Annotated in this window: 22 protein-coding genes; 4 read left to right on the top strand and 18 right to left on the bottom strand. The window is 37.1% G+C overall.

All coding sequences use genetic code 11. The annotated features are described in order from the left end of the window. Positions 1-633 precede the first annotated feature (633 nt). Entirely contained in the window at positions 634-1,866 is a 1,233-nt protein-coding gene (gene ftsW, locus CD138_RS08580) for a cell division peptidoglycan polymerase FtsW (protein WP_019168168.1), read from the bottom strand. A 68-nt stretch (positions 1,867-1,934) separates the two neighbouring features. After that, positions 1,935-2,210, bottom strand: a complete 276-nt coding sequence (locus CD138_RS08575) for an Fpa/YlaN family protein (RefSeq protein ID WP_014614230.1) — start codon at positions 2,208-2,210, stop codon at positions 1,935-1,937. A 136-nt stretch (positions 2,211-2,346) separates the two neighbouring features. On the opposite strand from CD138_RS08575, the gene CD138_RS08570 reads away from it, so the two are divergent. Next, positions 2,347-2,829: a hypothetical protein gene (locus tag CD138_RS08570; RefSeq protein WP_019168169.1), complete on the top strand. Its 483-nt coding sequence runs from the start codon at positions 2,347-2,349 to the stop codon at positions 2,827-2,829. Between the two features lies 1 nt (position 2,830). Further along, positions 2,831-3,034, top strand: a complete 204-nt coding sequence (locus tag CD138_RS08565) for a DUF2197 domain-containing protein (protein WP_019168170.1) — start codon at positions 2,831-2,833, stop codon at positions 3,032-3,034. Between the two features lie 150 nt (positions 3,035-3,184). Here the strand turns inward: CD138_RS08565 and CD138_RS08560 are convergent, their stop codons facing one another. Continuing rightward, positions 3,185-4,312: an NADH-dependent flavin oxidoreductase gene (locus tag CD138_RS08560; protein WP_019168171.1), complete on the bottom strand. Its 1,128-nt coding sequence runs from the start codon at positions 4,310-4,312 to the stop codon at positions 3,185-3,187. A gap of 384 nt (positions 4,313-4,696) precedes the next feature. Then, positions 4,697-6,544 carry a translational GTPase TypA gene (gene typA, locus CD138_RS08555; protein ID WP_019168172.1) on the bottom strand — a complete coding sequence of 616 codons (1,848 nt, stop codon included), beginning with the start codon at positions 6,542-6,544 and terminating at the stop codon, positions 4,697-4,699. Positions 6,545-6,634: 90 nt separating this feature from the next. On the opposite strand from typA, the gene CD138_RS08550 reads away from it, so the two are divergent. Next, positions 6,635-6,826, top strand: coding sequence for a DUF5325 family protein (locus CD138_RS08550; protein ID WP_238310399.1), 192 nt, complete (start codon positions 6,635-6,637; stop codon positions 6,824-6,826). Between the two features lie 230 nt (positions 6,827-7,056). Here CD138_RS08550 and CD138_RS08545 read toward each other — a convergent pair whose 3' ends face one another. After that, the gene (locus CD138_RS08545; RefSeq protein ID WP_019168174.1) at positions 7,057-7,875 is read right to left on the bottom strand and encodes an inositol monophosphatase family protein; all 819 of its coding nucleotides are present in this window, start codon (positions 7,873-7,875) and stop codon (positions 7,057-7,059) included. 117 nt (positions 7,876-7,992) lie between these two features. Here CD138_RS08545 and CD138_RS08540 point away from each other — a divergent pair, with 117 nt between their 5' ends. Next, complete coding sequence (locus CD138_RS08540) at positions 7,993-8,604, top strand: YktB family protein (protein ID WP_019168175.1); 612 nt, start codon at positions 7,993-7,995, stop codon at positions 8,602-8,604. Between the two features lie 200 nt (positions 8,605-8,804). Here the strand turns inward: CD138_RS08540 and CD138_RS08535 are convergent, their stop codons facing one another. From CD138_RS08535 to CD138_RS08475, 13 genes are all read right to left on the bottom strand, one after another. Beyond that, complete coding sequence (locus tag CD138_RS08535) at positions 8,805-9,500, bottom strand: DUF4064 domain-containing protein (RefSeq protein WP_019168176.1); 696 nt, start codon at positions 9,498-9,500, stop codon at positions 8,805-8,807. 227 nt (positions 9,501-9,727) lie between these two features. Next, on the bottom strand, positions 9,728-10,747 hold the full coding sequence (auxB, locus tag CD138_RS08530) for a lipoteichoic acid stability factor AuxB (RefSeq protein WP_019168177.1): 1,020 nt from the start codon (positions 10,745-10,747) through the stop codon (positions 9,728-9,730). Positions 10,748-10,818: 71 nt separating this feature from the next. Then, positions 10,819-11,892 (bottom strand): ABC transporter substrate-binding protein, encoded by a 1,074-nt coding sequence (locus CD138_RS08525; protein WP_019168178.1) that lies wholly within the window; start codon positions 11,890-11,892, stop codon positions 10,819-10,821. After that, complete coding sequence (locus CD138_RS08520) at positions 11,889-12,701, bottom strand: ABC transporter permease (RefSeq protein WP_019168179.1); 813 nt, start codon at positions 12,699-12,701, stop codon at positions 11,889-11,891. The genes CD138_RS08525 and CD138_RS08520 overlap by 4 nt, the downstream gene beginning before the upstream one ends. Further along, positions 12,698-13,504: an ABC transporter permease gene (locus CD138_RS08515; protein WP_019168180.1), complete on the bottom strand. Its 807-nt coding sequence runs from the start codon at positions 13,502-13,504 to the stop codon at positions 12,698-12,700. The genes CD138_RS08520 and CD138_RS08515 overlap by 4 nt, the downstream gene beginning before the upstream one ends. Then, a complete protein-coding gene (locus CD138_RS08510) occupies positions 13,491-14,591 on the bottom strand; it encodes an ABC transporter ATP-binding protein (RefSeq protein WP_019168181.1) in 1,101 nt (366 codons plus the stop codon). Before CD138_RS08510 ends, CD138_RS08515 begins: the two co-directional genes overlap by 14 nt. Positions 14,592-14,605: 14 nt before the next feature. After that, positions 14,606-15,145 carry a helix-turn-helix domain-containing protein gene (locus CD138_RS08505; RefSeq protein WP_019168182.1) on the bottom strand — a complete coding sequence of 180 codons (540 nt, stop codon included), beginning with the start codon at positions 15,143-15,145 and terminating at the stop codon, positions 14,606-14,608. Positions 15,146-15,247: 102 nt separating this feature from the next. Then, on the bottom strand, positions 15,248-15,520 hold the full coding sequence (locus CD138_RS08500; RefSeq protein ID WP_019168183.1) for a UPF0223 family protein: 273 nt from the start codon (positions 15,518-15,520) through the stop codon (positions 15,248-15,250). 830 nt (positions 15,521-16,350) lie between these two features. Further along, positions 16,351-17,757, bottom strand: coding sequence for a dihydrolipoyl dehydrogenase (lpdA, locus tag CD138_RS08495; RefSeq protein ID WP_019169216.1), 1,407 nt, complete (start codon positions 17,755-17,757; stop codon positions 16,351-16,353). A 3-nt stretch (positions 17,758-17,760) separates the two neighbouring features. Next, positions 17,761-19,062 carry a dihydrolipoamide acetyltransferase family protein gene (locus CD138_RS08490; RefSeq protein ID WP_019169217.1) on the bottom strand — a complete coding sequence of 434 codons (1,302 nt, stop codon included), beginning with the start codon at positions 19,060-19,062 and terminating at the stop codon, positions 17,761-17,763. A gap of 157 nt (positions 19,063-19,219) precedes the next feature. After that, the gene (locus tag CD138_RS08485; RefSeq protein WP_019169218.1) at positions 19,220-20,197 is read right to left on the bottom strand and encodes an alpha-ketoacid dehydrogenase subunit beta; all 978 of its coding nucleotides are present in this window, start codon (positions 20,195-20,197) and stop codon (positions 19,220-19,222) included. Positions 20,198-20,200: 3 nt separating this feature from the next. Next, complete coding sequence (gene pdhA, locus CD138_RS08480) at positions 20,201-21,313, bottom strand: pyruvate dehydrogenase (acetyl-transferring) E1 component subunit alpha (RefSeq protein WP_019165578.1); 1,113 nt, start codon at positions 21,311-21,313, stop codon at positions 20,201-20,203. A gap of 163 nt (positions 21,314-21,476) precedes the next feature. Then, a complete protein-coding gene (locus CD138_RS08475; protein ID WP_019169219.1) occupies positions 21,477-22,109 on the bottom strand; it encodes a YkyA family protein in 633 nt (210 codons plus the stop codon). Positions 22,110-22,141: the final 32 nt, after the last annotated feature.

Below are 22,141 nucleotides of genomic sequence, written 5' to 3'. Positions count from 1 at the left end.
AAAGAATCTTGTGTAAAAATGGTTTTAAATTTGAAATCAAAAGCAAACAAGGTAATAACTAAAAATTATCGTTTATAATAATTTAAATTAATAACTAACATTGTATCTTTCTTTTTTGATGATGTCAAAGTATATCGCATCATGTTGTTACGCTTTTTTTGTTAGTTTCATCCGTGACCGTGTTCGTCTGTTTCATCGTTATCGTGACATATTCGATAACTATTCCTTTCTATATTGCGATGTAAAAATATAACATTGACAAAATATCATCTTAAAGTCTCAAAATCATCATATTATTTTAACAACAAACTGACTGCTGTCTCTCTGTATTGTTTACCATTTTCAAAATTTTTATATAGATATTCAAGTCATGCAATTTTATCTTTTTATTTTTGCGCTATGCTTTGCTTTATGTTGCCTTTCATAAATCTTTCTACAATGGTGCGCATTTACATTTCGCTTATTCTAATCGCCCAATCTCGAAGTGAAAACAATATTATATCAGAAATTTCAGAATATTAATAGCGAAATAAAGTTTATTGATTTAACTACTCCTATTGTTTCACGGTATTAAATTTAGGAAACAGGCTGGAATCATCCCAACCTGTTTTATACTTTGTACATGTATTCAACTTAATAACGTCTCATTTGGGCTTGTTGCTTTTTCATGTAGCGTTGTTTCGCATCATCATATTTAATCTGTTTCGCAATAATGAGTAACAGACCCATTGCGATACTTAAACTAAGCATCGATGACCCTCCAAAACTGATAAATGGGAGCGGTACACCAGTTAACGGAATCAAACCTGAAATACCACCTAAGTTAACAAATGTTTGTAAAGCGATATAACTCGCAATCCCGACACATACTAATTTGTAGAAGTATGATGATGTACGTGAAGCTAATTCGAAAGCGCGATAGACGATAAAGAAAATCATGGCTAACACGATAAAAGCCCCAACGAAACCAAGTTCTTCACTAATAATCGCAAAAATAAAGTCTGTATGCGGTTCAGGTAAGTAACCTAGTTTCATGATACTGTTGCCTAATCCTCGTCCAAACAGTCCACCATTACCAATAGCGAGTAGCGAATTCGATAAATGGTAACCAATGCCAGACTCATAATTAAATGGGTTTTCCAACGCGCTAAAACGTGCTGTTAAATATGATGGTAAAATATTAATACGGAATATCACAATAATTAAAATCACGACAACTAAAGCTAACATCGCGTATGAACCGATTTTAATCAAGTTTTTAACACCAATCCCAGAATAAACGATAATGCTAAAAAATATACCGCCTATCAACAATGTTTGACCCACATCTTTTTGTAATAAGACGAGGCCAAGACAAAAACCGACAAATGCAATCGGCCACAAAATGACAGTAGGCTGTCGCTGAATTTCGTAGCGCTTTCTTTCTATAATATATGGGACGTAAAGTATGATAGCAATCTTCAATAGTTCAGATGCTTGTAAGTTCATAAATCCTAACTTCAGCCAACTTCTCGAACCGTTAATCTCACTACCAAATAATAATGTCGCAAAAAGCAGTGCGAGCATGATTCCCATCATTCCAAGTTGGACATTACGTTGTTTTAATATTTTTACGTCCATAATATAGGCCATAAAAAACACAATAAAAAATCCGACAATCACATATATGAGTTGTCTCGTATAAAAATATGTACCTGCAACAGGAATACCTCCTGTAAGTGTCCCTCTCGTTGCTGCGACCATACTTGCACTATAGACCATGGTTAATCCAATAAAACAGAGTGCAAGATATGTGATTAATAATGGAAAATCGATATATTTAGAAGATCTCAAAATATACCGAAATAGTCTTTTCATATTATTCATATGTGTCAATCATCCAATTCTCGCACTTAGGCGTCGAAAAAACGTGCTATTAATATAGATAGCAACTATTAAACGCGAGTAAATGCTTCGTGTAATTTTGATAATTCTTTCTCTAAACGTAACATTAACTTCTTGCCATCTTCTTCGCTTACAAGTCCAAGATTCACTGCAAAGTCGACCTCTTTTTGTAAACCATACATCTGAGTATCTAAAACTTCCTCGTATAAAGGACATTGTGGTAGTGTTAGATTGTCTATTTGAACTTTAATGAGTTGTAAAATACGATCTGCGTCTTTATTCAGTTGGTCATATGCAGCATTGCTCATTTGTTGTTGCTTGCTCATGACATAGTCCCCCTATTAATTTTCTTCTTATGTAAAAAGTTTATCTCATCGATTGTTAAAAAGCAAGTAAATTTGGCATACGCTCTAGGACAAGTATGTTAAAATATACGTAGCTAAACTGAGGGAGTGCATACAAATGATTCAAATAAAAGGTGACGTTAAATTTCCAATTACACTCGATAGTACGACGTGGATTTTTGACGATCGAAAAATCTCACTTGAGGATTTAGAAAAAGGTATTTTTGAGGGGCAAAAACCGATTGAGTTTGATGATAACAGAGAATGGAATCGTGCCATTTTAGAAGGTCAAACGAATCCACCTACTTTAAATTCTGAAATTGAATATAAAAAGCGTGCTGTATTAAAAGGTTCATTTGCGATGAATATGACACCCTTTTTCAAAAACGCAGAACCTTTAGAAAACGTAACGACCATTCGACTATCAAATGATGAAGCGCATATCGATGTGCCATTCGACCTTTTGCCTTATCTTTTCTTTCAATTCGCAAAAGATGGCAAACGTCTTTACCAAGATAATGGTGTAGATAGTTTTGTTTATACTTTAGATGAAGGTTATGCTTATGTTTTCAAGCACGTCACACATATAGAGGTGTTCTAAAATGCGTAAAGTCACTTGCATCATATGTGACACTGAAGTTTTGTTAGATGAAAATACACGATTAGCGAAACGTCTGAAAAATAATCCAATTAAAACGTTTATGTGCGATGAATGTAAGAGTCGTCTTGATACACCGAAACAGCGACCACCTATTTTTTCCACAAATGATAATAAAGCCGCTGATGGCTATCATGAAAAGGACTAACGCTTTCGCATAAAATGTAAAGACTGGGGAAACTCATGTCCCAACACCAACCTATTTCATAAGCGATATAATTAACAATAGCAAAAGGCGAATGGCAGACACGTGAATGACGTGCATGCGATTCGCCTTTGTTATATCAATTATCTCAGCTTATGCCTGAGGTTTTTTCGGATATGGATAAAATTGATCAGCAAATGCTTTCCATAATAAATATGGCATGTTGTGATGGTCTTCTCTTTCAGGATCGAAGTAAGAAATTATTTCACTTTCCCGACCTTCTCGAATTTTACTAATGAAATTTTCGTCAAATAACAATCCACGACCCATCGCAATTAAAGGCACACCTGTATCGATGGCACTTAACGCGTCATCTGCTGAGAATACAGAACCGATTGCGATAAGTGGCATACGGTCTTCCATCCAATCTAAGATCAGATCAACACGTTTTTGACCTTCATGTTCACCACGTCGTACAACGGAATGCACATTCATTAATGATACGTGCAAATAATCGAGTGGCTTTTTGATTAAATGTTTGACTAATTTTTCAGTGTTATCCATTGTAATACCTGGATCTTCTGCTTCTTCAGGTGAAAAACGGTAACCAACAATAAAGTCTTTAGGTCCTTCTTCTTTAGCTACACGTAATACTTCATCTGCAATTGCATTAGGTACAGCAAATAAATCTTTCCATTTGTCATCACGACGGTTGTAATACGGTGATTGGAATTGTTCGATAATGTAGTGGTTAGCCCCGTGAATTTCCACACCATCAAATCCAGCCTGAATCGCAAGTGAAGTTGCTTTACCGAAGTCGTTAATCATTTGATCAATTTCTTCTGCAGCCATTTCACGTGCATCATGTGGTTCAGTATGACCGAAGCCGACAGTTGAAACAGCACTTGGCGCTTTAACGTCACCTTGGGGTACCCATTCAGGTAAGCCTTTCGCACCACCATGATGGATTTGTACAATCGCTTTTGCGCCACCTTTTTTCATTCTTTTTGCAAGTGCTCTTAAGCCCTCAAGATCTTCCTCTTTAGAAATAGATGGTTCTCCTGGAAATGCTTTCCCCTCTTCATTGACATAAGTTGCTGCTGTAATGGCTAAACCGACATCCTTTGAGCGAGATTCCATATAATCCAATTCGACATCTGAGGCAGTGCCATCATCATGAGATAATGTGTGTGTCATAGGTGCTAAAACGAAACGATTTCTTAATGTTGTTCCGTTGGGTAATTCAAGTGTTTCAAATAATTTTTCATACTTTTTGTTCACTGTATTTCCCTCCTACTCATTAACTGCCTTCATTTTAATATATCGACTATGAAAAACAAAATAATTAGCTTAAAAATGAAATTACTTCTAAAACATACTAATTAATATACCTTTTTAATTCCCGAGACTTAATAATTGATTTTGTAGTTTAAATATATTGAGAGTTTGATTAAAAATATAACTTATTCGGAATATCGGTATAAAAAATACAATTCATATATGTGAATAAACACGTCAAGACTCACATTTATTACTTTATTGTAAATGAGAGGGCGCACATTTTCATCATACCAACATAAAAAACAACCGCACTCATTGAATGCGATTGCTTTTCATATCATTCAGTGTATCCTTTTGATTTAAAACACACACTTAAATTTTTAATTATTCTTCTGATTCCATCATTTGTTTAATACGTTTGGCTTCTTTTTCACGTTGACCTTTGTTTAAGATTCTCTTTCTTAAACGTACATTTTCTGGTGTTACTTCCACAAGCTCGTCATCATTAATGAATTCTAAAGCTTCTTCCAATGATAATTTACGTGGTTTCTTCATCGTTTCAGTTTGGTCTTTTGTCGCTGAACGCACGTTTGTTTGATGTTTAACTTTTGTAATATTCACTGTCAAATCATTTTCACGGTTGTTTTGTCCAACGATCATACCTTCATACACTTCTGTACCTGGTTCCATAAAGTTGATACCGCGGTCTTCAAGTCCTAAAATCGCATACTCACTCGCTGAACCTTGATCCATAGAAACAAGTACACCATTACGACGTCCACCGATACGTCCTTTAATGCGTGGTCTAAATTCATCAAATGTATGGTTGATGATACCGTAACCACGAGTCATTGACATAAATTCCGTCGTATAACCGATTAAGCCACGGGCAGGTACGTTAAAGATAAGACGTGTTAAACCATTATCAGTCGTTACCATATCGACCATTTCACCTTTACGTTGACCTAAAGATTCAATAATCGCACCGGCATATTCTTCTGGTACTTCCGTTTGTACACGTTCAAATGGCTCGTGTAATACGCCATCAATGTCTTTTAAAATGACTTGCGGTTTAGAAACTTGTAATTCAAAACCTTCACGACGCATATTTTCAATTAAAATTGACAAGTGTAACTCACCACGACCGGCAACAGTCCACGCATCTGGTGAATCTGTTGGTGTAACCTTTAATGACACATCTGTTTCTAATTGATTGTCTAGACGTTCTTGGATTTGACGTGCTGTCACAAATTGTCCTTCACGTCCAGCAAATGGAGAGTTGTTCACTCTAAATGTCATCTCAAGTGTTGGTTCATCAATACGTAACACTGGTAATGCATCTTGGTGATCTTGTGGTGTAATCGTTTCACCTACGTTAATGTCTTCCATACCCGATACTGCAATAAGGTCTCCAGCATATGCTTCTTGGATTTCTTCACGTTTCAGACCGAAATAACCGAATATTTTTGTTACACGGAAGTTTTTCACTGAGCCGTCTAATTTAATTAAGGATACACTTTCACCGACACGCATCGTTCCTCTGAAAATACGACCGATACCGATACGTCCTACATAATCGTTATAATCTAATAAGGCAGGTTGGAACTGTAATGGTTCATCTCTGTTGTCCACTGGTGCTGGCACATATTCTAAAATCGTTTCGTATAGGCTTTGCATATTTTCGTCTTGTTTCTCTGGATCTAAGCTTGCTGTACCGTTAATGGCTGAAGCATATACAACAGGGAAATCAAGCTGCTCATCATTGGCGTCTAATTCAATAAATAAATCTAATACTTCATCGACAACCCCTTCCGGACGGGCTGAAGGTTTATCAATTTTATTCACAACGACAACAGGTTTTAAGTTTTGTTCTAACGCTTTTTTCAATACGAAACGCGTTTGTGGCATTGTCCCCTCATATGCGTCAACGACTAATACAACACCATCCACCATTTTCATAATACGTTCTACTTCTCCACCAAAGTCGGCGTGTCCTGGCGTATCTAAAATATTGATTCTCGTATCTTTATAGTCAACGGCAGTATTTTTCGCTAAAATTGTAATACCGCGTTCTCTCTCCAAATCATTTGAGTCCATCGCACGTTCTTCTACACGTTCATTTTCTCTAAAAATACCGGATTGTTTTAATAATTCATCAACCAAAGTTGTTTTACCATGGTCTACGTGAGCGATAATCGCAATGTTACGAACATCTTCTCTAAATTTTGTCATACTGTAATTCCTTTCTCGGGTAAATTATCACTTTCTTTTACAACTCGTTTATTATATCATAGAAATGGAATGAAGAAACAGTGAGGTGGGCTGATAATGAAAAAATCTCAATCCATTTTTTTAATTCTTGCAATCATCGCTGTATTCTTTTTAACGATGTTTAGCTTTGCTATTGCTGCAACAAACATTTTTTGGATGATTGTGACGTTTATCTTAATGGTCGTTACATTTGGTGTTGGCTTTACATTAAAAAAGAAATATCGTGAAAATGATTGGTTATAACTGAATCAAATGCGTCCCTTGATATCCCATCACTCTCGCAACATTATGCGCCAGTGACGAGGTTGATATACGATGACATAAGAGAATGCCTGACGATTGCTCATAGGCACTCTCTTTTTTATTTCACTATCATTATTGCCCGTTTTCCACTCAAAAAAACATCGCTACACATTGAATGTCCTTGTAGCGATGTATGTATTCGAATGATGTTAGTTGTCATAACTTAAAATTTATTTGCGTTTAAACTTTTGTTGTAAAGCGGTCAACACATGATCATAATTTTGCAAATAGTCTTGTCTGATTTCTTCATGGACTTGCGCATTTCCCATTAAAATAGAGTTTGGCGCAGTGATTGATAACGACTCTCCTGCAAAGTTAGTTGCCACACCACCCACTTCGTTTAAAATCACCATTCCTCCTGCATAGTCCCATGGCTGTAGTCTTGGTGTTAAATAGGCTGCAAGTTGCCCTGTCGCAACATAAACAATTTCCAATGCAGCTGAACCGTATGCACGCGCACTTCTCGAATCACTAATGATCGGTTGTAAGATAGAGCTTAAAATCGGTTTCGTTAACCAGTTCGGATTCATTCCGATAATACTTTCACGGACGCGTGTGCCCTCTAATTGTGGAATCTCATTTTGATTAATGTAAGCACCATGACCCACTTTAGCGTGATATAATAAATCAGCCATCACATCATATACAAAACCTGCATACGGTACGCCATCTTTAAAAATACCTACTGAAATCGCAAAATTCTCACGTTGATGAATAAAATTAAGCGTCCCATCGATTGGATCAATGACCCAAACGACACCTTCTGTAGACGTAATATCATGACCGTGCCCTTCTTCACCAATAATGCGATGATGCGGATAACTTTCCTGAATTTGTTGTACGATAAATTGTTCAATCGCTTTATCTACATTTGTAACGAGATCATTGGGGTTTGACTTTTCTTCTATAGCGAGGTCTTCCACCATCCATTTTCGAACATTATTCCCCGCTTCTAATACTAGACTTTTCGCATAATCATATAAATGCATTTGCCTCACTCCTATTGCATTCATTATACACTAATTTGGTTCAATTTAAATGTTCAAACGACTGTAATATGCTACAATTAAATCAATTTCATAGACATACGCCAAGGAGGTAAATTCATGACCAAATACATATTTAAACCAAAAGATTTTAAAGTTTTTCAAATAGACGGACTTGACGCACGTATGGAAGGACTTGAAAAGCAAATTCGTCCTCAACTGAATGCTTTAGGTGACTATTTTACGGATTATCTAGAAACGGTAACAGGTGAAACATTTTATGCACATGTCGCGAAACACGCACGTCGTAAAGTAAATCCACCTAAAGACACATGGGTGGCATTTGCGACGAATAAGCGTGGTTATAAAATGATGCCTCATTTCCAAATTGGCTTGTTTGAAGACCATTTATTTGTGATGTACGGCGTGATGCATGAGGATCCAAATAAGGCAGAGGATGTCAAAGTATTCGAGCAAAAGTTAGATACCATTATGAACTTGCCAGAAGACTTCCAAATTTCATTAGACCATATGCAACCAGCGAAATCACGTATTCAAGACATGTCGAAAGAAGAAATTGTAAAAGGCATCACACGTGCGAAAAACGTGAAAAAAGGTGAGTTTTTTGTTGCCCGTGCGATTACGCCAAAATCTGAACACTTGAAATCAGACCGCGCTTTCATCGCATTTTTGGAAGATACATTTGAACAGTTATTAAAATTTTATCAATAACATCAATCGCTATAAGTCCTTAAAAAGATAGGCGCTGGGAATGCTACATGTCCCATACCTGTCTTTTTTTATTTGTAGCTCACACCGCTCATGACGACTCAAATGTATGAACAATATCGCATGTGACAACACTATCGCGCTAAATTAAAAAAACTCAAGTATGCCAGGATATTGTCCAAACACACTTGAGTTTTTTATTATTAACGAAGACGGTCTTCTGAATCGTCCTTATTTTCATTCAGGTCTTTTTTCACATCTGTTGAATCATCTCTAACATTTTGTTCGAATCCATTACGCTCTTCATGATGGGTTTCTGGTTTAAAATCTGATTCACGTTCAACACGCTGTTCGTCATTCACTGATTTTGTTGTCTCTTGTCCATAAACATATGGATCCGTTGTTGTTTGCTGACGATTGACACCGTTTGAATGGTTTGGATCATGATACATCATCGCATCTTGACGTTTAGGTTTACGTACAATAAGCATAATACCTGCAATCAACCAGAGTAACCCAGCAATGAGGCTAACACTTAGAAATACACCCGTTACAGCTGCTAAAATTAAAAGAATACCTGCTAAAATGTTCTTTTTAAAAATAAACACTGCTACAATCGCAAAGAGGACTGGAATGAGTGGCAGTAGAAATGAACTTGGACCTAAATAATCTAACTGTGACATATCTTGGCCTGTTGCTTCGATTTCTTGTTGGAATTCTGGCGTTTGAATCAATTGAACTAAACCGACTAATGCCACAATCCAAATAATGTGTAATACAATGCCTATCCAACTTAATACTTTTTCAACCGTACGCTTAAATGGTTTTTGAGTCTTGTTTAAATCGTTGTTAAACGCATGATGATTTTGTTGTTCGTTATACGTATATTGATTTGTCATCTAAAAACCCTCCTTGCTTAGTATATTACCTGTTTTTATTAAAATAAACCATACTATAATTTATTCACTTTCATTATCAGTTAAAATTTATATGTGTCTTAATCTTAAAAAATATGACATAACAAAAAACGGATAGGCCACCTGTCATGAGATACTTTTCAACTTTGCGCAAGCCGCGTGTTGTTGTATGTCTCACATCCAGTGGCCTATCCTTTTTTTATATTTTTTTATTGCTCTTTATCGACTTGTGAATCATTTTTTGAACGATCTTGTTGTAATTTCATCCGATCATCATAATTTTGACGTCGTTGAGAGGAAGCACTTGGTCGAAGTTTGCGTTGCTCTTTTTCGTGTGCTTTACGTGCTTTCTTTTCTTCTTTACGTTGTTGTTTGATTTCGGCTCTAGACATCGATGCCGCATCATTTTCTGCATCAGCATCCGTCGCCATTTCATCATCTTGTTGACGTTGCGCTGCATTTCTCGACATCGCTCGACTATCATAGACTAATGTATCATCCGCTTCATTGTCCATTTGTTCGACTTGAGACACCTCTTGATGTTTCTGAGGCTTTTGATGATATTTAGCAGAACGTGATAACACTTCAGGTCCATCATCGTTTACTGATGAAGCTTCGTAAGCCGATGTTTCATCATAAGTCTGATACGGTTCAGTTGATGGACGTTCATGTTCTGAGTATGCAGCAGGTTCGTGATACGTCTCAGTTTGCTGCTGATGTGGTTCCTGATTGGCATATGGTCCATATGAGTAACCTTCATCATAATATGTCGGTACCACTTCATATTTCTCTTTTCTAATAAACATCATCAACGCAATAATAAAGAAGAAGAGTGGCACTAAGATAAAGAATAACGGTAATGTGACAATCGCCACGAGTAAAAATAATAAACCTGATACGATGCGGTGATTCATTGAAATCAATGCTAGGAATGAAATCAATAGACATACGATTAAATATACGATAAATGCCCATACACCATTTTGCAACATGATGACAAACTGAGTTGCATTCATATTATTATTGGTTAATAACTCCTGTAAAGTCGCGTTATTCGCAATACTATTTTCTAAACTTTGAATTGAACTTTCATTACTAAACAAAACTAAGCCGAAAAACATCGCGACCACAGTAGTACCTAGCAGCAATAGCCAACTCAACCAACCTAATATTTTTTCGGCGAGTCGATTTACAGGACGACTAATATGTGTATATGTTTCTCCTGCCATGCTTTCACTCCTCATAATTAACTTACTCTCCTCATTATAACTAAACTTTGGCGAAATCACTACAATCGCAGTTAAAGTGCCATTTTAAAATTAAGAAAACGTTCGTTGTATTCACTTAAAACATCTGGCCCTAAATCATGATATACTTCTAATCTTTTTTGCTCTTCACGTGTAGGGTAAACACGTTCATCATTACGAATCTCTTCAGGCAATTGCTTTCTCGCTGTTTCATTCGGTGTTGCATACTCTACCCATTCAGTATTTTGTTTATTCACTTCTGGGTCTAGCAAGAAATTGATAAATTTATGTGCCCCTTCAACATTTTGCGCTGTTTTTGGAATGACCATATTGTCAAACCACAAATTTGAACCTTCTTTCGGAACCACATAATCAAAACGTTCGTCTTCATGGAACACAGGGGCTGCGGAACCACTCCAAATCACTGCTGCACTTGCTTCATGTTGTTCCAGCATCATTTGAATTTCGTCACCTACGACACCACGAATGTTAGGCGCAAATGTTTTAAGATGCTGTTCCGCTTGTTTGAGATGTTCTGGATTTTTATCATTTAAGCTATACCCTAAACTATTCAGTGAAATCCCCATAATTTCACGTGCGCCATCGACTAAGAGAACATCATTTTTAAGTCTCGGATCTCTCAATGCACGCCAACTGTTAAAATCGATATCCTTATATTTTTCTTTATCATATAAAATACCAACAGTCCCAAAAAAGTAAGGAATTGAATATTTATTATTAGGATCAAACGGTTGATTCATATAATAGGGGTCGAGATGTTTCATATTTGGAAGCTGTTTGTGATCCAGTGGTCGAAGCAAATGTTCTTTCCTCATTTTTTCAATCGTATAATCACTCGGGAATGCGACATCATAATGTGTGCCTCCGTTACGAATTTTTGCTTCCATAGCCTCGTTTGAATCGAATGTTTCGTAAACCACTTTGATGCCTGTTTCTTCTTCAAACTGGTCAAGCAACTCAGGATCGATATATTCTCCCCAGTTGTAGACGTACAATTTTTCTTGTTGCTTGCCACCTATACCGTCATGATTAATCCAATACCCAACGCCTAAACTGATTAAACCCAAAATGAGTGCACCACCAACGAGCTGTATTAATTGTTTCATAATGACACACCTCTTTTATTAGATTGAATTTTTTGTTTTTGGCGTTGAATCACTTGATAAATTAATAAACCAAGCATAATTAACGCAAACAGAATGGTAGAAATGGCGTTAATCTCCATACTAATACCGCGTCGAGCCATAGAATAAACTTCTACAGATAATACACTGAAGCCATTTCCGGTAACGAAGAAACTCACTGTAAAATCATCCAATGAGTACGTTAATGCCATGAAAAAGCCACCAATAATTCCTGGCATAATATGAGGAATGACGACTTTGCTTAACAGTTGAAACTCTGACGCCCCTAAATCACGTGCGGCATTCATAATCGAGTCATTCATTTCATATAACTTAGGCAATACGATAATGACTACAATTGGAATACAAAACGCAATATGTGAGATGAGGACAGACGTAAAGCCTAAACCAAATCCCGTGAAATGTCCTAACGCTGTAAACATAATTAAAAATGACGCACCGATGACCACATCTGATGACACCATGAGCACGTTATTTAACGTTAACAACGATATTTTAAGCGTTTGATTGCGCAATTGATACAACAACAACGCCCCAAAGATTCCGATGATTGTCGCAATACCTGCTGCTAATAGTGCAACCGCAATCGTATTGAACACAACTTGTAGTAATCGTTTGTTGTCAAATAATGTTTGATAATGTTCCCACGTGAAGCCTTCAAACTGAAACATATTCCCTGCACTATTAAACGAGTACAGCATTAAAAAGAAAATAGGTAAGTACAATACAACTAACATCGTGATTAAATAAAACTTTCCATACCATCTCATTTTGAAGCGCCTCCCTTATGCTTACTACGTGTTAAAATCATAACTAATGCCATGAATAACACTAAGAAGAGCGCAATTGTCGAACCCATTCCAAAGTTTTGAATGACTAAAAATTGCTCTTCAATCGCTGTACCAATATTGATGACTTTGTTACCAGCGATCAGTCTCGTAATCATGAAAAGTGATAATGCAGGAATAAACGTAACTTGAATCCCTGTTTTGACACCTTCAGCAGTTAAAGGAAGTAATACTTTACGAATGACAGTGAACGTATTCGCACCTAAATCTTGTGCTGCGAAAAACAGCTGATTAGGGATATCTTTCATACTGTTGTATATCGGTAACAACATGAATGGGATATAAATATATGCCGCTACAAAAATAAATGCAGGTGCAGTAAATAAAATCGATTGAGATGGCATGTTAAAAGCCATCAAAATTTTATTGATAAGTCCATCATGACTGAAAATCCCAATAAATGCATATGTCTTAAGTAGTAAATTCATCCATGTCGGAATAATCATGATGAGTAGCCAAGACGCTGCATGTCGTGATTGATGAATAAAGTATGCTGCTGGATAACTCACTAATAAACAAATCAACGTAATTAAAATCGCATACACAATAGACTCAAACAGCATTCTCATATAACGGACAGAGAAAAATTGTTCGTAATTCATTAATGTGAAATGACCATGATCATCAACAAATGAAAAGTAACAAAGTAAAATAACTGGAATGACAATGAAGAAAACCATCCAAAGTAAATACGGTATAGCGAGCCAACGATTAATGTGTTTCATGATTTAACTCACCATAACCTTCAATACGTTTGTCGAACTCTTCTTCAGTTTCTCCCGGAACCATAATATGGATCGCTTCTGGTTCGAAGTCCAAGCCTACACGTGTCCCAATTTCTGCATTTTTCGTTGATTGAATCATCCACTCATAGCCTTTACGGTCTTCACAAATCATCTCATAGTGGACACCTCTAAATAACGAACTCGTCACAGTCGCTTTAAACAGCCCTTCTTCTTCCGGTACAAGTGTAATATCTTCTGGACGAATCACAACATCCACTAACGTTTGAGGTGGAATATCTTTATCCACACAGTCAAAGTCTTGACCATAAATATTCACGACATAGTCTTTCACCATTGTTCCCTCAACAATGTTCGACTCACCAATAAAGTCTGCTACAAAGCGATTGACCGGCTCATCGTAAATGTCTAGCGGCGTCCCGAATTGTTCGATTTTACCTGCACGCATGACAAAAATAAAGTCGCTTAATGCCAGTGCTTCTTCTTGGTCATGTGTCACGAATACAAATGTAATACCTAACCGCGATTGCAATTCGCGTAACTCATATTGCATCTCTGTACGTAACTTTAAATCTAAAGCAGATAAAGACTCATCTAACAACAATATTTCAGGTTCGTTCACAATTGCGCGTGCCATTGCAATACGTTGTTTTTGTCCCCCGCTTAATGCATGAATCTCACTGTACATATAGTCCTCTAATTTAACGAGTTTTAATGCTTCTGTCACTTTTTTCTCAATTTGATCTTTTTTCATCTTTTTTAACTTCAAACCAAATGCAACGTTATCATAGACGTTCAAATGTGGAAACAATGCATAATCTTGGAAGACTGTGTTCACTTGACGTTGATTGGCAGGGAGTTGATTAATATTTTTCCCTAAATAGATCACTTCACCAGCATCGGGGGTTTCAAAGCCTGCGATCAATTTCAGCATTGTTGTTTTACCACAACCTGATGGCCCTAGAATGGTATAAAAATGTCCTGATTCGATTTCTAAATCAATATCATTCAAAATGGTCGTTGTATCATATTTCTTTGTAACATTTTTAAACTTCAGTAATTCACTCAATTCTTTAAAACCTCCTATAAATACGATGACGTTGCAACAATCATTAATTTCGCACTCGTTTGACCTGAGTTAGATAAACGATGAGTAGCAATCGCTTTAAAATATAATGCATCCCCTTTTTCTGCAGTATATTGTTGCTCCCCTAAAGTTAAGGTCACTGCGCCTTCTAAACAGTATACGAACGTATCTGAGGTAGAAGGTTGAAAATCTTTATACGAAGCGTGTGGTTCTAACGTTAAGAGTAATGGCTCCATATCAAACTCGTTCGAACGTTTGACTGGCCACTGCAAATAATAGCCCTTTTCATCTTCACAGTAACTTAACTGTTCACTTTTGGGATAATGTACTTTTGCTACTTGCTTGTCATCAAAAAAATCGCGTGGTGACGTGCCGAGCACCTCTAAAATATTTAAAAAAGTTTCCATATTGGGTGACGTTTTATTACTTTCTATTTGAGAAATATAACCTTTAGACAAATCCGTCCGTTCCCCGAGTTCCTCTTGCGTCAAGTTTTTTAAACGTCTTAAATTTTTTATCTTTTGTCCAATCTCCATAGAGTCCCTCCACTCAAAAAAAGCGACTTGTTTACTTTTACTAAACATTTTGTTTAACGCTTAATAAAAATAACAAATCGCAAGCTAAATTACAATACTTTTTTAGCTGTTCTTTAAAGTTTTTTGATCAGGATTTTGTTTCGCCTGTTTCACCACTTGATAACTGTCATAACCACTTTGTTGTTTAAAGTCGTTGAACATGTTTTTTTCATCCGCTTTCCCTGGTACGACCTGTTTAAATTCACGGTATCGTATCATCAATAATTCACGTTCAACTTGGCTTTCATAATACGCTTCAATGGCGTTGAAAAATGAGATGACTGCCACCATTTCTTCTTGTGACCAGTCGACATCTATTGGGTATGTGTATTCCATCATTTCACTCCTTTATCATTGGCGATTCATGTTGACTATAAATCATTTTCCTTCATTTTTAAAGTGCTGCGTCATGATGAGTCGTGGTATTGAGCTTTTATTCGCTTGATCATTGATGATTGTACTGATATGGAGGTTGGACATAATCATTTTTGATGCTGTGGATGCAGTATTTTGTTTAACTTGCCCTCCCACTATGAATTGTATATTTGATTGCCTTCATGGCTTCGCGTTTCTTAGGGGCTGACCCTTCAACTAACTAACGCTTGATTAAACTGTTACATTTGTTGAAGCATTAGTGGATTTTGGGAGCCGTACAGAAATCTCATAAGTAACAAAGATTTCGTCGTACGGCCCCCGCAAGGCTGACTAGACTTCTCAAAACCTAAGTGATTGAGAAGTCAGACAGCTACTGCGATAAACACCATCCACTATCAAAGTTAAATGACGTTATTTTGTTTTTAACTTCATCCCTCAAGAGTCTCAGCCTTCTGGCAATCTAACTCCAAATACAGGAAGTAGAGGGCAAGTTTCTAATATGAAGACAATCCATATCACCCACTTTTTATGTCCAATTCTTCCTCATTTTCGTTGTTATTATCATTTATTGAAGATATAGTTCCACGAATAGGTCTTGGATATCATTAATGTCCCAGCCTCATGCATATAAACTGATTAAAAAAATGAGGTGGCATGAGCGTTACCGTACATCGTATTCAATGAGATCGCCATATTTTTGTATCCCACTTTGATAACAGAACAATCGCTGTTCAATTAAAAAAGAGACTGCGCAACTTCTGCACAGCCCCTATCTATTCAACTCTTCTTAATTACATTGTATGAATTGGTAAACCTAAAGCTTTTTCAGCAGCTTCCATGCTCATTTCACCTAATGTTGGGTGAGCGTGAACTGTTAAAGCGATATCTTCAGCGTTCATACCAGCTTCAATAGCTAAACCAAGTTCAGCAATCACGTCTGAAGCGTTTGTACCCACAACTTGTGCACCGATAAGTGTATCATCTTCTTTAAGTGTTACAAGTTTAACGAAACCGTTTGTATCATTTAAAGATAATGCACGGCCGTTTGCTTGGTAAGGGAATTTAGAAGCTTTGATTTCTAAACCTTCTTCTTTCGCTTGTGCTTCAGTGTAACCCACTTGTGCTAATTCAGGCTCAGTGAAACATACTGCAGGCATACCGATGTAATCCACTTCTGAATTTTGTCCTGCAATCGCTTCAGCTGCGATTTTAGCTTCGTAGCTTGCTTTGTGTGCAAGTGGTAGACCAGGAACGATATCACCAATTGCATAGATACTGTCAACAGATGAACGGCTTTGTTTGTCAACTTCAACTAAACCGCGGTCAGTTAATTTCACGCCAATTTCTTCTAAACCAAGTTCGTCAGTGTTTGGACGACGACCTACAGTTACTAATACGTAGTCTGCTTCGATTGTTTTCTCTTCGCCTTTAACTTCGTATGTTACTTTCACACCGTTTTCAGTTTCTTCAGCTGATTTCGCTAAAGCTTCTGTTTCGATGATCATGCCTTTAGCTTTCATTTCTTTTTTAACTGGCGCAACCATTTGTTTTTCGAAACCACCAAGGATTTCTTTTGCACCTTCAAGAATTGTTACTTCAGTACCGAAGTTTGCATAGGCAGTACCTAATTCTGAACCGATATAACCGCCACCAACGACAACTAATTTTTTAGGTACTTCTTGTAAGTTTAATGCACCTGTAGAGTCAAGGATACGGCCACCAAATTCAAAGTTAGGAATTTGAATTGGACGTGAACCTGTTGCTACGATAGCGTTTTTGAAGTTGTAAGTTTGCGCGCTCTTATCGTCCATCACACGTAAGCTGTGTTCATCAACGAAGTAAGCTTCACCGCGAACGATTTCAACTTTGTTACCTTTTAATAATGATTCAACACCGCCAGTTAATTTGTTAACGACTGAACCTTTAAAAGATTGAACTTTATCGAAATCTAAAGATACGTTCTCAGCAGTGATACCTAAGTCCGCACCGTGTTGCGCTTGTTCAAAACGGTGTGATACGTTTAATAATGCTTTTGAAGGAATACAACCTACGTTTAAGCATACGCCACCTAAATTGCCTTTTTCAACGATCGTTACTTTTTGACCTAACTGTGCTGCACGAATTGCTGCAACATAGCCACCAGGACCTGCCCCAATGACAATAGTATCTGTTTCAATTGGAAAATCTCCGACTACCATATTTTACCCCTCCATTAATAATAGTTCTGGATTGTTTAATAAACGCTTGATGTGGTTCATTGCGTTTTGACCTGTTGCACCATCAATTTGTCTGTGGTCAAAGCTTAGTGATAATGCTAACACTGGAGCTGCAACGATTTCGCCATCTTTAACGATTGGTTTTTGTGCGATACGGCCAATACCTAAGATTGCAACTTCTGGGTGGTTGATAACTGGTGTGAACCATTGTCCACCTGCAGAACCGATGTTAGAAATTGTACATGTTGCACCTTTCATTTCATCAGATGTTAATTTACCGTCACGTGCTTTTACAGCAAGTTCGTTAATTTCATCTGAGATTTGGAAGATTGATTTACGGTCAGCATGTTTAACAACAGGAACTAAAAGACCTCTGTCTGTATCTGCTGCGATACCAATGTTCCAGTAGTGTTTTTGTACAACTTCGCCAGCTTCTTCGTTAAATGAAGTGTTAAGTGCTGGGTATTTTTTCAATGCTGATACTAAAGCTTTAACAACATAAGGTAAGAATGTTAATTTAGTACCTTGTTCAGCTGCAATTTCTTTAAACTTCTTACGGTGATCCCATAACTCTTGAACATCAATTTCGTCCATTAATGTTACGTGTGGCGCAGTGTGTTTAGAGTTCACCATTGCTTTTGCGATTGCTTTACGCATAGCAGAGATTTTTTCAGTTGTTTCAGGGAATTCACCTTCAGTTGAAACTGCTGGTGCTGATGTTGCTGGTGCAGTTGTTGCTTCTGAAGACTCAGCTGATGCAGTGTCTTGAGCAGGTGCTGCTTGTCCACCACCATTTAAGTATGCATCTACATCTTCTTTAGTAATTCTACCATTTTTACCTGTACCATTAACAGCTTTAATGTTCACATTATTGTCACGTGCATATTTACGCACTGATGGCATTGCTTTGACATGTCTGTTTTCATCAACTTCTACCGCTTCTTGAGCAGCAGGAGCCGCTTCTTCTTTAGGGGCTTCTTCTTTAGCTTCTTCAGCTTGTGCCGGAGCATCGTTACTGTGTCCGCCTTTGAATTCCATTTCTTCAGCGTCTGGTGCATCAATTTTAACAATTGTGTCACCTACAACTGCTACAGTACCTTCGTCAACTAATACTTCAAGTACTGTACCGCTTACAGGAGATGGGATTTCTACAACTGATTTATCATTTTGTACTTCACATAGTACGTCATCTTCTTCAATAGTGTCTCCAGCTTTAACAAACCACTTTACGATTTCACCTTCGTGGATACCTTCACCGATATCGGGTAATCTAAATTCAAATGCCACGTTCTTTCCTCCTAAATAATTAAATTATAAACAATACTTTGTTTACACACATATAGGAGAAGAAACGAAAAATCATTTCATTCTCCATATGCAGGGGTGTGGGACAGAAACTGATGTTACAGTGTTCTGTTCTCCATTCTTCTCAAAAGTTACTCAATTAAAATTCTAAAGTTTTCTTCGCTTGTTCTACGATGTCCGTTTTGTTTGGTAACCAAACGTTCTCAGCTTGTGTAAATGGATAAATTGTATCTGGTGCTGCAACACGTCCGATTGGTGCTTCTAATGAAAGAATCGCACGTTCTGATAATTCAGCGACAACATTTGCACCTACACCCGCTTGTTTTTGTGCTTCTTGAACAACAACAACACGGCCAGTTTTTTCAGTTGATTTTACAAGTGTATCAACGTCTAATGGTTGAACTGTACGTAAGTCAATCACTTCAACAGAGTAACCGTCTTTTTCAAGTTCTTCAGCAGCTTTCATTGACTCTTGAACCATCGCACCGTATGTGATGATTGTTAAGTCAGTACCTTCACGTTTAACGTTTGCTTTACCGATTTCAATTGTGTACTCTTCTTCAGGTACTTCTTCACGGAATGAACGGTATAATTTCATGTGCTCTAAATAAACAACTGGATCATTGCTACGGATACTTTCGATTAATAAACCTTTTGCGTCGTATGGACCAGATGGAATCACCACTTTTAAACCTGGTGATTGTGCTAAAATACCTTCTAAGTTATCAGCGTGCAATTCTGGTGTATGTACACCACCACCGAATGGCGCACGAACTGTAACTGGTGCTACTTTTGAGTTACCTGAACGGAAACGATGACGTGCGATTTGTCCTGCAACAGAATCGAATACTTCAAATACGAAACCTAAGAATTGGACTTCCATAATTGGACGGTATCCTTGAGTTGAAAGACCTAATGCTAAACCACCGATACCTGATTCAGCTAAAGGTGTATCAAATACACGGTCTTCACCGAATTCTTTTTGTAATCCCTCAGTTACACGGAATACACCACCGTTAACACCAACGTCTTCACCAAATAACAAAGTGTTTTCGTCATTTTTAAGTTCAGTTGCTAACGCGTTGTTAATCGCTTGAACCATTGTCATTTGTGCCATGGCCTATTTCGACTCCTTCTCTTTGTAGATTTCATATTGTTCTTTTAAGTTTGCAGGCATATCTTCATACATGATTTCCATTAATGAAGTCACTGTTTGTTTTTCAGTGCTGTCAGCCTCTTTAATCGCTGCTTTGATTTCATTTTTAGCTTGTTCGATAACTTCATTTTCTTTTTCTTCAGACCATAAGCCTTTGTTTTCTAAGAATTTTCTGAAGCGAACAAGTGGATCTTTTTTCTCCCACTCTGAATCTTCATCAGATGTTCTATATTTAGTTGGATCGTCACCAGCCATTGTATGTGGACCATAACGATATGTCATTGTCTCGATTAATGTTGGACCTTCACCATTAATCGCACGGTCACGCGCTTCTTTCGTTGCTTGGTATACTGCTAATGCATCCATACCGTCAACTTGGATACCAGGGATACCTACTGCAATCGCTTTTTGCGCTAATGTTTGTGCTGCAGTTTGTTTATCACGTGGTGTTGAGATCGCGTAATTGTTATTTTGAATGACGAAAATTGCAGGCACTTTGTATGCTGAAGCAAAGTTGATACCTTCATAGAAATCACCTTGTGAAGAACCACCGTCTCCTGTATACGTAATCGCTACTGCTTTTTTGCCACGCTTTTTAAGACCTAAGGCAACACCCGCTGTTTGGATGTATTGTGCACCAATAATGATTTGTGGACTTAATGCATTCACACCTTCAGGCATTTGATTCCCTACGAAGTGACCACGTGAGAATAAGAAAGCTTTTGTTAATGGTAAGCCGTGCCAAATTAATTGTGGTACATCACGGTAACCAGGAAGAATAAAGTCTTCTTGCTCTAATGCGAATTGTGAAGCAAGTTGTGATGCTTCTTGACCAGCAGTTGGCGCATAGAAACCTAAACGTCCTTGTCTGTTTAATGAGATTGAACGTTGGTCTAAAATACGTGTCCAAACCATTCTTCTCATTAATTCTACTAACTGCTCATCCGATAAGTCCGGAAGTAAATCTTCATTTGTTACATTTCCATCTGCATCTAAGATTTGAACCATTTCAAATTTTGACTCAGTATCTTTCAATACTTTTTCAGCATCGAACTGGTTGTTTAACTTAGTAACCATGCAATTCACCATACCTTTCCCGTTTATAAAATAAATAACATTCGACTTACTCTAGTATAACACAAAATATAAGAACTGTTAAACAGTTTTACCAAAGTTCTGTAACACTTGATACGGCAACAGTAGAGGCAACTGTTATACCTTTTCTTCCAAACTGTTACAGTTATTTGTTAGCGATTTCATCCACGTCTTGCTTTTCTGTTTGTACTTTACGTATTACTTTCGTATAGTCCTCTATTTTTTTCTGCATATTTTTTTGAACATCTGATAATGCTTTGGAACGCTTGTCTACTTCCTCTTGTGAACCTGATTCTTCTTTAAAATAACTGAATAATGCTTTTTCTTTATCGATGACATCTTGATATCCTTTGACAAAAGCGTCATGTTTCTTATTTTTTTCTTCAATGGCTTTATTCAATTCATCAAACTCTTTTTTATCATTTTCGTCTTCAATTTGGTTTGATGCTGCTTTTGCCTTTTCGAATGCTTTTTTAGAATTATTCATCGCTTCAACTTCTTTTTTCAGTTGTTTTTCACGTTTTTCCGCATTATCGAGAACCTGATCTACTTTATCTTGCACTTCAGCGATATTTTTACCACTAATTTCTTTTGATAGTTTTTCTTTTTCTTTTTCAAGCTTATTCATTTCTTTATTCACGTCTTGAATAGGCGCTTCAGCTTTTTGCATATTTTCTAGTCCATCATTGTACTTTTCAATATGTTCACCATCTTTGCTACAACCTGCTAATAAAAATGTTGCTGCAACTGCTACTCCAATTGTTTTTTGAAATTTCATTCTGGAGACCTCCTTATCCGTCACTCGTAATA

The sequence above is a fragment of the Staphylococcus intermedius NCTC 11048 genome, from assembly GCF_002902385.1.
Lineage (GTDB): Bacteria > Bacillota > Bacilli > Staphylococcales > Staphylococcaceae > Staphylococcus > Staphylococcus intermedius.
The sequence above is the reverse complement of the archived record's forward strand: the minus strand, read 5'-3'. Positions and strand labels throughout refer to the sequence as shown.